Genomic DNA, 11,309 nt, shown 5'->3' on the forward strand with positions numbered 1-11,309 from the left:
GGCAGAGGAGGTCCCAAGCCCAGAAGGCTACCGGCCCTTGAACTCCGGCTTGCGCTTCTCCGCGAACGCCCGCGGCCCCTCCTTGGCGTCCTCACTGGAGAACACCTCCATGCCGAGCCGAGCGTCCACTGTGAACGCCTCGTTCTCGTGCATGACCTCGGTCTCCCGCATGGTCTGCAGGATCTTCCGCACCGCGACGGGCCCGTTGGCCGTGATGAGCGCGGCCAGTTCCAACGCCTTGTCCAAAGCCTGACCGTCCGGCACCACGTGCCCGATCAGCCCGATCTCCTTGGCCTCCGCCGCCCGGATGTGCCGTCCCGTCAGCAGGAGGTCGGCCGCGACGGTGTAAGGAATCTGGCGTGGCAACCGGACCGCCGAGCCGCCCAGGGGGAACAGGCCCCAGCGTGCCTCCGAGACGCCGAACCGCGCGCTCTCGCCGGCGACGCGGATGTCGGTCGCCTGCAGGATCTCCGTGCCCCCGGCGACCGCCGGACCTTCCACGGCGGCGATCAGCGGTTTCGTCAATCGACGTCCTTTGAGCAGTGGCTCGATGACGGAGAAGTCGAACCTGCCGGCGTTCTCGCTGGGGTGGTTGGACGTCATCGCCTTGAGGTCCGCGCCCGCGCAGAACGCTCCGCCCGCGCCGGTGAGGATGCAGACGCGGACGTCCGGATCGGAGTCCACCCGGTCCCACGCCTCCTTCATGATGGCCAGCATCGGGCCGGACAGGGCGTTGCGGACCTCCGGGCGGTTCATCGTGACGACCAGGACGTTGCCGGCCAGCTCCACCAAGGCATGTGGTTCCGTCGTGGTCGTCATTCGCGCGCCTCCTGGATCGAGTCTGACCGCACGGGGGATTGTCGGGAACAGTAACACGTTCTACTTTGTCTGCCATGGCCCTCAACGTCGCAGACCTCGTTGAACACGCCGCCGACACCGTGCCCGACAGGACCGCGCTCGTGTGCGGGTCCAAGCGGGTCACCTACGCCGAGCTTGAGTCGCGAGCCAACAAACTGGCTCACCACCTGGCAAAGAACGGCGTGACGCAGGGTGCGCACGTGGGGCTCTACGCGCGCAACTCGATCGAACTCGTCGAAGCCATGCTCGCGGTCTTCAAGCTGCGCGCCGTGGCGATCAACGTGAACTACCGCTACACCAAGAACGAGTTGCAATATCTGTTCGGCGAAGCGGATCTGACCGCTCTCGTACACGAACGGCGGTACTCGCCGTTGGTCGCGGAGGTCGGCGCGCCCGGCCATACGGTCGTGATCGACGACGAGACGGACGAGGATTTCGCCGGCGCCGCCTACGAAACGGCACTCGCCGAGGAGTCCGGTGAACGGGACTTCGAGCCGCGCAGCCCCGACGACCTCTACATCCTGTTCACGGGTGGCACGACCGGCATGCCCAAGGGTGTGATGTGGCGGCACGAGGACGTGTGGCGCACGCTCGGCGGCGGCATCGACTTCGTCACCGGCGAACGGCTGACGGACGAGTGGCAGCAGGCCAAGGCGGGCAAGGACTACGGGCTGATCAGGCTGTGCCTGCCGCCGTTGATCCACGGCGCGGCGCAGTGGGCCGTGCTGGGCGCGTTGTTCAGCGGCAGCACGGTGGTGCTGGTGCCCAAGTTCGACCCCGCCGAGATCTGGCGGGTGATCGAAAGGGAAAAGGTCCAGGTCGCCGTCATCACCGGCGACGCGATGGGCCGGCCGTTGATCGAGGAGTTCCAGCGCGGCACCTACGACGGCTCGTCGCTGTTCATCCTCAACAGCAGTGCCGCCCTGTTCTCCTACACCGTCAAGAAGCAGTACCACGAACACCTGCCGCACACGACGCTGCTGGAGTCGATCGGGTCGAGCGAGACCGGGTCCACCGGCATCGGCGCGGTGCCCAAGGAGATCGTGAAGACCGACGGCACCAAGGTGAAGCTCAACGAGGACACCATCGTCATCGACGAGGACGGCAAGAAGCTGGAGCCGGAGCCCGGCGTCATCGGCAAGCTGGCGCGCGGCGGGCACATCCCGCTCGGCTACTACAAGGACCCCGAGAAGACCGCGCGGATGTTCGTCGAGGTCGACGGCAGGCGGTTCACCGTGCCCGGCGACTTCGCCCGGTTCGAGGAGGACGGCGACATCACGTTGCTGGGACGCGGCAACACCTGCGTCAACACCGGCGGCGAGAAGGTGTTCCCCGAGGAGGTCGAGGGGGTGCTGAAGTCGCACCCGGACGTGTTCGACGCGCTCGTGATCGGCATCCCGGACGACCTGCTCGGCCAGCGCGTCGGCGCGATCGTCCAGCCGCGCGACGGCACGGCGCCGACACTGTCCGAACTGGACGCCCACGTCCGCGAGACCCTCGCCGGCTACAAGGTGCCGCGGTCGTTGTGGCTCGTCGCCGAGATCGGCCGTACCCCCAGCGGCAAACCCGACTACCAGTGGGCGAAGCGCCACGTGGAGGATCATGCGCACCAGCCTGTGTGACGAGCTGGGCATCGAACACCCCGTCTTCGGCTTCACACCGTCCGAGCACGTGGCGGCGGCGATCAGCCGGGCGGGCGGGCTCGGTGTCCTCGGGTGCGTGCGGTTCAACGACGCGGAGGACCTCGACCGCGCGTTGACGTGGATGGACGAGAACACCGGCGGCAAGCCGTACGGCGTCGACATCGTCATGCCCGCCACCGTGCCGAAGGAGGGCACGCAGATCGACCTGGCCGGGCTCATCCCGCAGAGCCACAAGGAGTTCGTGCAACAGACGTTGCTGAAGCTCGGCGTGCCACCGCTGCCCGACGGCGAGGGCGGCGAGGGCGTGCTCGGCTGGCTGCACTCGGTGGCGCGGTCGCACGTCGACGTGGCCCTGGAACACCCGATCCGGCTCATCGCGAACGCCCTCGGCTCACCACCTGCCGACGTCATCGAGCAGGTGCACGCGGCCGGTGTGCCGGTGGCCGCGCTGGCGGGCAAGGCCGAACACGCTCGCCGGCACGTGGCCAACGGCGTCGACATCGTGGTGGCCCAGGGCTATGAGGCCGGCGGGCACACCGGCGAGGTCGCCACGATGGTGCTGGTGCCGGAGATCGTCGACGCGGTGGACGTCCCCGTGCTCGCCGCGGGGGGCATCGGGTCGGGACGGCAGGCCGCCGCCGCGATGGCGCTCGGCGCGTCCGGCGTGTGGATGGGCTCGTACTGGCTGACCACCGCCGAGTACACGCTCGGGAACTCCAGCACGCAGGAGGCGTTGCTCGCCGCCGGGTCCAGCGACACCGTCCGCACCCGCATCTACACCGGCAAACCGGCGCGGTTGCTGAAGACGCGGTGGACCGAGGCGTGGACGGCCGCGGAGGCACCGGAACCGTTGCCGATGCCGTTGCAGAACCTGCTGGTCAGCGAGGCGCACCTGCGCATCGCCCGGTCCGACGACCCGTCCGTGGTCTCGATGCCGGTCGGTCAGGTCGTCGGGCGGATGAACGAGGTCAGGCCGGTGGCCGAGGTGATGGCGGACCTGCTGGCGGAGTTCGGCGCGACGGTCGAACGCCTCACCAAGCTGCGCTGAGTTTCAGGAGCTGGGCGGTCGCACCGCCCAGCTCGAACTCGTTGCGCTTCGCCGCCGTGAAGTAGCGGTGCACGTCGTGGCTCATGTCGATGCCGGTGCCGCCGTGAACATGCACGGCGGTGTGCGCCACGCGGTGCCCGGCGTCGGCGGCCCAGAACTTCGCCGTCGCCACCTCCTGCGCCGCGTCCAGGCCTTCGGAGAGGCGCCAGGCGGCCTGCCAGAGGGTCAGCCGGATCGCCGCGACGTCGATGTACGCATCAGCCAGACGTTGCGCCACGGCCTGGAAGCTGCCGATCGGCCGGTCGAACTGCACGCGGATGCGGGCGTACTCGGCCGTCAGCTCCAGTGCGCGTTCGGTGACACCGAGCTGCAGAGCGCACAACCCCAGCGTGTACCGGGTGATCAGCCAGTCGGGCGACAGGCCGGGCACCACCTCGCCGGTGCCGGAGAACGCGAAGCACCCCGCGTCCGAGCCGTCGACCAGTTCCTGCGGGGTGATCTCCAGCTGCTCCGCCCCGACGAGGAACACCTGCCCGTCGTGCGCCACCAGGAACGCGGCCGCCTCCGACGCGAACGGCACCGTCGTCTGCACGTCGCCGGCTTCCGACAGCGCCACGGTCAGCACTGTTCCCGGCTTCAGCCAGCGGTCACGCTGGTCCGGGGTTCCGAACTCCGCGAGCGCCGACGCGGCGACCGTCGTGGGCAGGTAGGGCACGGGGGAGACCGCACGGCCCAGCTCGACCAGCACCGAGCACTGTTCCAGCACGCCGAACTCGTCGGGCTGCTCCGGCACGACGCCCGACTTGACCAGGTCGAGCCAGGGTGTGTCGGACGAGTCGAGGATCTTGCGGGTCAGCGCGGCCAGCTCGCGCTGCGCCTCGGTCAGGGTGAAGTCCACGGAGTCTCCTTACCGAGGCACGGCGGGCAACCCGAGGCCCACCCGCGCGATGATGTCCCGCTGGATCTCGTTGGTGCCGCCGCCGAACGTCAGGATCAGCGACGACCGGTGCATGCGTTCCACCCGGCCGTGCAGCAGGGCCCCCGCGGAACCCGTGCGCACGATTCCGTTGGCGCCCAGCACCTCCATCAGCAGCCGGTAGCCCTCGGTCGCGAACTCGGTGCCGAACACCTTGGTCGCGGAGGCCTCCGCCGGTGACGGTGCCTCGTCGGAACCGGACGCGATCCGCCAGTTGATGAGCTTGAGGAACTCGGTCTTCGCGTGCACGCGGGCGAGGTGCAGGCGCACCCACTCCTGTTTCACGGCACCGGTTTCGTCCGCCCATTGACGAACTTCGCGCAGTGCGGTCTGCAGCGGCGCGGCCGAGCAGAGGGCGACGCGTTCGTGGTTGAGCTGGTTGGTGATGAGCTTCCAGCCCTTGTGCTCCTCGCCGATGAGGTTCGCCGCGGGCACCCGCACGTCGTCGTAGAAGGTGGCGCTGGTCGTGGGCCCGGACATGGTCGGCACGGGCGTCCAGGAGAAGCCGGGAGCGGTGGTCGGCACCATGATGACGCTCAAACCCCTGTGCCGCTGCGATTCCTGGTCGGTGCGGCACGCCAGCCAGACGAAGTCGGCGTACTGGATGAGGCTCGTCCACATCTTCTGGCCGTTGATCACGTACTCGTCACCGTCGCGGACCGCCCGCGTGCGCAGGCCCGCGAGGTCGGTGCCCGCCTCCGGTTCGGAGTAGCCGATGGCGAAGTGGAGCTCGCCGGACGCGATTTTCGGCAGGTAGAAGGCCTTCTGCTCGGGCGTTCCCAGGGACATGATCGTCGGGCCGATGGAGTTCAGCGTCAGGAACGGCACCGGCGCGCCGGCCGCGGACGCCTCGTCCAGGAAGATCAGCTGCTCGATCATGGGGCGGGCACGGCCGCCGTACTCCTCCGGCCAGCCGATGGTGAGCCAGCCGTCCAGCCCCATCTGGCGGATGGTGTCCTTGTAGGCCGCGCCGTCGCCGTAGTCGCCGCCACCGGCGAGCCCGGCCCTGCGTTCGGGCGTCATGAGCGCGGCGAAGTACGCCCGCAACTCCTGGCGCAACTGCTCCTGTTCGGGCGTGAAACCGATGCGCATGACCGCTACTCTAGAACAAGTTCTACTTGATGTCAGGAGGCCGCGATGAAGGTCGGCGTCGACCCTTCGCTGTGCGAGGCGCACGGGGAGTGCATGTCCATCCTGCCCGAGGTGTTTGACCTTGACGAGGACGAGGTTCTGCAGATCCGGGACGGTGAGCTGGCCGACGGGGAGGAGGCTCTGGCGGAACGCGCCGTCGCCTCGTGCCCCATGGGCGCACTCCGCCTCTCACGCTGATGGGCCTTGTCACGAACAGGAACAGATTCTAGTGTGCGACAGGCACTAGGCCGTGAGCTCAGCGAGGAGTGATACCGGTGAAGGCAGCCGTGCTCAACCAGGTAGGCGACGACAAGCTCGAGCTCCGCGACGACGTGACCACGGCGCCGGTGGGGCCGCAGGAGATCCGCATCAGGATCAAGGCCTGCGGGGTGTGCCACAGTGATCTGTCCGCAATGGACGGAACGCTGCCGGCCCTGACGCCCGGCGTCGTCGGTCACGAAGGCGCCGGTGAGATCGTCGAGATCGGGAGCGCCGTGACGTCGCTCGCGGTCGGTGACCACGTGGCGATCACGTTCGTGCCGCCGTGCGGCAAGTGCGCCCAATGCGTTACGGGCCAATCGCATCTGTGCCTCGTGCACACCATCTCCGCGTTCACGTCACCGAGGTTCGTCGTCGGTGGCAACCCGGCCTTCGGGTACGCGGGGCTCGGCGCGTTCGCCGAGGAGATGGTCGTTCCCGCGGACGCCGCCGTGAAGGTCGACGACGACGTGCCGTGGGAGATCGCGGCGCTGCTGTCGTGCGGCATCCTCACCGGCGTCGGGGCCGTGCTCAACACCGCGAAGGTCGAACCGGGCTCCAGCGTCGCCGTGATCGGCTGCGGTGGCGTCGGTGTCGCGGTGATCCAGGGCGCCCGGCTCGCCGCCGCCGCACGGATCGTCGCGGTCGACCCGGTGCTCGAAAAGCACGAGGTGGCGCAGAAGTTCGGCGCGACGCACGCGACGACGCCCGACGGTGTCGTGGACCTGAACAACCAGCTGAACTTCGGCATGGGCTTCGACTACGTGTTCGACGTGGTCGGCCTGCCCGCCACGATCCGCCAGGCGTGGGACCTGACCCGTCGCGGTGGCCACACGGTCGTCGTCGGCGCGGGCCGGGCGGACGCGATGGTGTCGTTCAGCGCCCAGGAACTCTTCCTGCACGACAAGACGCTGCACGGCTCGTTCTACGGGACGGCGAACTTCCGCCGCGACATCCCGCGCATGATCGCGCTGTGGCGGCAGGGCCGGCTGGACCTCGAAGGCATGATCAGCAAACGGATCAGGCTCGAGGACGTGAACGAGGGCCTGCAGGCCCTGCGTGGCGGTGGATCGCTGATCCGTCAGGTCATTCTGTTCGACTGACACATCTCTTCTGGGAGTCTTTTGTGGACCTTTCGGGGAAGGTCGCCGTGGTCACCGGCGCCGGTGCCGGGCTCGGCCGCGCGGAGGCGCTGGAGCTCGCGAGGGCCGGTGCGTCGATCGTGCTCAACGACCTGCCGGGCTCGGCCGACTCCGCTGCGGCCGAGATCGGCGAGCTGGGCGCGAAGTGCGTCGTGGTCGAGGGTGACGTGGGCGAGCGGAGTACCGCCGACGCCCTCGTCACCGCCGCGATGGAGCAGTTCGGCGGGCTGCACGTCGTCGTGAACAACGCGGGTGTGCTGCGCGACCGGATGCTGTTCAACATGACCGACGAGGAGTGGGACCTGGTCGTGCGGGTGCACCTGCGCGGCCACTTCCTGTTGTCGCGCAACGCGGTCGCGTTGTGGAAGCAGCAGTCGAAGGCGGCCGGCGAACCGGTTTACGCGCGGATCGTGAACACCTCGTCGGAGGCGTTCCTGCTCGGTTCGGAGGGCCAGGCCAACTACGCGGCGGCCAAGGCGGGGATCGCGGCGCTGACCGTGGCGACCGCTCGTGGCACAAGTCGTTACGGCGTGCGCGCCAACGCGATCTGCCCACGTGCCCGCACCCAGATGACCGCGCACGTGTTCGGTGACGCACCGGCGGGCGACGACTCGCTGGCGCCCGAGCACGTCGCCAAGTTCGTCGCGCACCTGGCCGGACCGTCCGGCGACCGGATCAACGGCCAGGTCTTCGTCGTACATGGCGGCATGGTCGCGCTGATGGCACCACCGACCGTCGAGCAGAAGTTCGGCGCGTTCACCGATCTCGACGGCTACTTCGCCGATCGCGATCCACAGAGGACTTTCGCCTGTACGGAAACGATGGCCCTGTAGGAGGAGCTGTGACGCTCACCGTCCAACCGCACCGCGAGACGCTGGGACTCAAGGACGGCCGGCTGCTCATCGGAGGCGAGTTCCGCGACACCGACGAGACCTGGACCCACCACCACCCCGCCACCGGCGAGGAGATCGGCAGCTTCGCCGTCGCCTCGGTGCAGGACGTGGACGCGGCGGTGCGTGCGGCCCGCAAGGCGTTCGACGAGGGCACCTGGCCGCGCAGCCGGGCGGGTGAGCGCATCAAGGTCCTGCGCAGGTACGGAGATCTGCTGCGGGAGCACTCGGACGAGCTGCGCGGACTGCAGGCACTGGACAACGGCGTGCCGCTGTCGTTCGGGCAGATCTACGCCACCTCGGTCGGCATCGCGGCGGACATCTTCGACCACCACGCGGGCTGGATCGACAAGGTCGGCGGCCAGACCCTGCCGCCTTACCAGGGCGGCGACCACCTCGCGATGACCTTCCGCGAACCGGTCGGCGTCGTCGCGGCGATCCTGCCGTGGAACGCGCCGTTCGTGCTGTTCGCCCAGAAACTCGCGCCCGCGCTGGCCGCCGGCTGCACGGTCGTGGTCAAGCCGTCGGAGTACGCGTCGTTCTGCGTGATCCGCATGGTCGAGCTGCTGATCGAGGCCGGACTGCCGGAGGGCGTCGTCAACCTCGTCACCGGCCCCGGCAACCCGACCGGCGAGGCGCTGATCACCCACCCCGCCGTCGACAAGATCAGCTTCACCGGCAGCCGCGCCATCGGCCGCCGGATCGTCGAGGCCTCCGCCGGGACGATGAAGCGCGTGTCCCTGGAGCTGGGCGGGAAGTCGCCGGCGATCGTGTTCGCGGACGCCCCGAACGTCGGCCTCGCCGCGATGACCTGCATGGGCATGGTCACGATGGGTCTGTCCGGCCAGGCGTGCGTGGCGCACACGCGGGCGTTGGTGCAGCGGGACGCGCAGGACGAGTTCATCGCGATGGCGCAGATGCTCGCGGGCGCGGTGACGTTCGGCGACCCGTTCGACCCCGCCGTGCTGGCCAGCCCGCTGATCAACGGCAAGCAGCTCGAACGCGTGCTCGGCTACATCGAGCGCGGACAGGAGGAGGGCGCCCGCCTCGTCACCGGAGGCACCCGGCTCGACGGCGACTACGCGTCCGGGAACTTCGTGGCACCAACGATTTTCGCCGACGCCAACAACGACATGGCCATCGCGCGTGACGAGATCTTCGGCCCGGTGCTGACAGTCGTGCCGTTCGACGACGAGGAAGAAGCCGTCCGCATCGCGAACGACACCGAGTACGGCCTGGGCGCCGGCGTCTACACCAACGACGTCCGCCGCGCGTTCCGCGTCTCGAAGGCCCTGCGCGTCGGCATGGTCGGCATCAACGGTTTCCAGCTCGAACCGCACATCCCGTTCGGCGGCTACAAGCAGTCGGGCCTCGGCCGCGAGGGCGGGCAGAGCGCCTACGAGGCCTACACCGAGCTCAAGACCGTGATGATGCCGCTGACCGACGAGATGATGTAGATGCGGCTCGACGGAAAGGTCGCCCTGATCACCGGCGCCGCCCGGGGTCAGGGAGCGGCCGCGGCACGCCGGTTCGCCGCCGAGGGCGCGCGGGTGATGATCACCGACGTCCTCGACGACCAGGGCAAGGAACTCGCCGCCGAGCTCGGTGCCGAGTACTGCCACCTGGACGTGTCCTCCGAGGACGGATGGGCGGACGCCGTCGAGTTCACCGTCGCGACGTTCGGCGACATCACGGTTCTCGTCAACAACGCCGGCATCCTGCACTTCTCCGCGTTGGCGGACACCACGCTCGCCGACTACCAGCGGGTGATCGGCATCAACCAGGTCGGCACGTTCCTCGGCATGCGTGCGGTCGTGTCGTCGATGAAGCAGGCCGGCGGCGGGTCGATCGTGAACGTGTCGTCGGTCGAGGGCCTGGGCGGCATGCCGTACCTGGTGGCGTACACGGCGTCGAAGTTCGCGATCCGCGGCATGACCAAAGTCGCCGCGATGGAACTGGGGCAGCACGGGATCCGGGTGAACTCCGTGCATCCCGGTGCCATCGACACCCCGATGGTCAGCCAGGCCCTGGGCCGGCCGATCGACGTCTCGCCGATAGGCAAGAAGCTGGCGTTGCGCCGGATCGGGCAGCCGGAGGACGTCGCGAACGTCGTGCTGTTCCTGGCCAGTGACGACAGCGCCTACTGCACGGGCGGCGAGTTCGTGGTCGACGGAGGGGCGACGGCGACGCACGCGTTGAACGGTTGACGGTTACCCCAGGTGAACTACGTTGGGTTCATGCTGAACCCGCTGACCCAGGTGTCCTTGGAACGGTTACGGCGGCGCACGAGCGTGAAGTGGCGGCAGTTCCCGGACGACGTGCTGCCGTTGTGGGTGGCCGAGATGGACGTCGACCTGGCTGAGCCCGTCAGACAGGCCGTCCTCGACGCCCTGGACCTCGGCGACACCGGCTACCCGGCCGGCACCGACTACCAGGAGGCGCTCGCGGCGTTCGCGCGACAGCGCTGGGGCTGGAACCTCCCGGTGGAACGCACGGCGCTCGTGTCCGACGTGATGCTCGGCATCGTCGAGCTGATCAAGCTGGTGTCCGGGCCCGGTGCCCCCGTGATCGTCAGCCCGCCGGTGTACCCGCCGTTCTACCTGTTCGTCAGGAGCATGGGCCGCGCGGTCGTCGAGGCACCGCTGCGGCACGGCCGCCTCGACCTGGAGGTGCTGGAGCGGACGTTCCAGCACGTCAAAGCCGATCGTCCGGTGTACCTGCTGTGCAACCCGCAGAACCCGACGGGCACCGTCCACACCGCCGAGGAGCTCACGGCCCTCGCGCGGCTGGCCGAGACGTACGGCGTTCGCGTGATCGCCGACGAGATCCACGCCCCGCTCGTCTCCAGGGGCACCCGGTTCGTGCCGTACCTGAGCGTCGACGAGAACGGGATGTCGCTCATGTCCGCGTCGAAGGGCTGGAACCTGGCGGCCATGCGGGCAGCGGTCGCGATCTCCGGCACCGACGACCTCGCGAGGCTGCCCGAGGAGGTCAGCCACGGACCGAGCCACTTCGGCACGATCGCGCACGCGGCCGCGCTCAGGCACGGCGGCGAGTGGCTCGACGCGCTGCTGGCCGGGCTCGACGACAACCGGAAACTGCTGAAGAACCTGCTCGCCGAGCACCTGCCCGAGATCGGCTACGAACCCTCCGAGGCGACCTTCCTGGCCTGGCTCGACTGCCGGGCCGTCAGCGCCGACCCGGCCGCGTTCTTCGTCGAGCGGGGCAAGGTGGCCCTGATGTCGGGCGCCGGGTTCGGCAGCGGGGGAGCGGGCCACGTCCGGTTCAACATCGGCACCTCACCCGAGATCATCACCGAGGCCGTGCGCAGGATGGCTGCCAGCCGCTGACAGCGTGCTGTGC

Annotated in this window: 11 protein-coding genes; 8 read left to right on the forward strand and 3 right to left on the reverse strand. The window is 69.0% G+C overall.

Annotated elements, in window-relative coordinates:
- Positions 1-27 precede the first annotated feature (27 nt).
- The gene (locus tag BLR21_RS02805) at positions 28-819 is read right to left on the reverse strand and encodes a crotonase/enoyl-CoA hydratase family protein (RefSeq protein ID WP_090004027.1); all 792 of its coding nucleotides are present in this window, start codon (positions 817-819) and stop codon (positions 28-30) included.
- A 74-nt stretch (positions 820-893) separates the two neighbouring features.
- Here BLR21_RS02805 and BLR21_RS02810 point away from each other — a divergent pair, with 74 nt between their 5' ends.
- Both BLR21_RS02810 and BLR21_RS02815 read left to right on the forward strand, forming a co-directional pair.
- Positions 894-2,480, forward strand: a complete 1,587-nt coding sequence (locus BLR21_RS02810; RefSeq protein ID WP_090004028.1) for an acyl-CoA synthetase — start codon at positions 894-896, stop codon at positions 2,478-2,480.
- On the forward strand, positions 2,461-3,549 hold the full coding sequence (locus tag BLR21_RS02815; protein ID WP_090004029.1) for an NAD(P)H-dependent flavin oxidoreductase: 1,089 nt from the start codon (positions 2,461-2,463) through the stop codon (positions 3,547-3,549). The genes BLR21_RS02810 and BLR21_RS02815 overlap by 20 nt, the downstream gene beginning before the upstream one ends.
- Here BLR21_RS02815 and BLR21_RS02820 read toward each other — a convergent pair.
- A complete protein-coding gene (locus BLR21_RS02820; RefSeq protein ID WP_090004030.1) occupies positions 3,533-4,447 on the reverse strand; it encodes an acyl-CoA dehydrogenase family protein in 915 nt (304 codons plus the stop codon). The genes BLR21_RS02815 and BLR21_RS02820 overlap by 17 nt on opposite strands.
- A 9-nt stretch (positions 4,448-4,456) precedes the next feature.
- Positions 4,457-5,617, reverse strand: coding sequence for an acyl-CoA dehydrogenase family protein (locus tag BLR21_RS02825; protein ID WP_090004031.1), 1,161 nt, complete (start codon positions 5,615-5,617; stop codon positions 4,457-4,459).
- A 45-nt stretch (positions 5,618-5,662) separates the two neighbouring features.
- Between BLR21_RS02825 and BLR21_RS02830 the strand changes: the two genes are divergently transcribed.
- The 6 genes from BLR21_RS02830 to BLR21_RS02855 all read left to right on the forward strand — a co-directional run bounded on the left by BLR21_RS02830 (position 5,663) and on the right by BLR21_RS02855 (position 11,296).
- The gene (locus tag BLR21_RS02830) at positions 5,663-5,854 is read left to right on the forward strand and encodes a ferredoxin (protein WP_090004032.1); all 192 of its coding nucleotides are present in this window, start codon (positions 5,663-5,665) and stop codon (positions 5,852-5,854) included.
- Between the two features lie 77 nt (positions 5,855-5,931).
- Positions 5,932-7,017, forward strand: a complete 1,086-nt coding sequence (locus BLR21_RS02835; protein WP_030475437.1) for a Zn-dependent alcohol dehydrogenase — start codon at positions 5,932-5,934, stop codon at positions 7,015-7,017.
- Between the two features lie 23 nt (positions 7,018-7,040).
- Positions 7,041-7,889, forward strand: coding sequence for an SDR family NAD(P)-dependent oxidoreductase (locus tag BLR21_RS02840; RefSeq protein ID WP_090004033.1), 849 nt, complete (start codon positions 7,041-7,043; stop codon positions 7,887-7,889).
- Between the two features lie 8 nt (positions 7,890-7,897).
- A complete protein-coding gene (locus tag BLR21_RS02845) occupies positions 7,898-9,403 on the forward strand; it encodes an aldehyde dehydrogenase family protein (RefSeq protein WP_090004034.1) in 1,506 nt (501 codons plus the stop codon).
- Positions 9,404-10,153 (forward strand): glucose 1-dehydrogenase, encoded by a 750-nt coding sequence (locus tag BLR21_RS02850; protein WP_090004035.1) that lies wholly within the window; start codon positions 9,404-9,406, stop codon positions 10,151-10,153.
- A 30-nt stretch (positions 10,154-10,183) separates the two neighbouring features.
- Positions 10,184-11,296: a MalY/PatB family protein gene (locus BLR21_RS02855; protein ID WP_090004470.1), complete on the forward strand. Its 1,113-nt coding sequence runs from the start codon at positions 10,184-10,186 to the stop codon at positions 11,294-11,296.
- The last annotated feature ends 13 nt before the right edge of the window (positions 11,297-11,309 follow it).

This window comes from Lentzea albidocapillata subsp. violacea, assembly GCF_900100275.1.
GTDB classification, from domain to species: domain Bacteria; phylum Actinomycetota; class Actinomycetes; order Mycobacteriales; family Pseudonocardiaceae; genus Lentzea; species Lentzea violacea.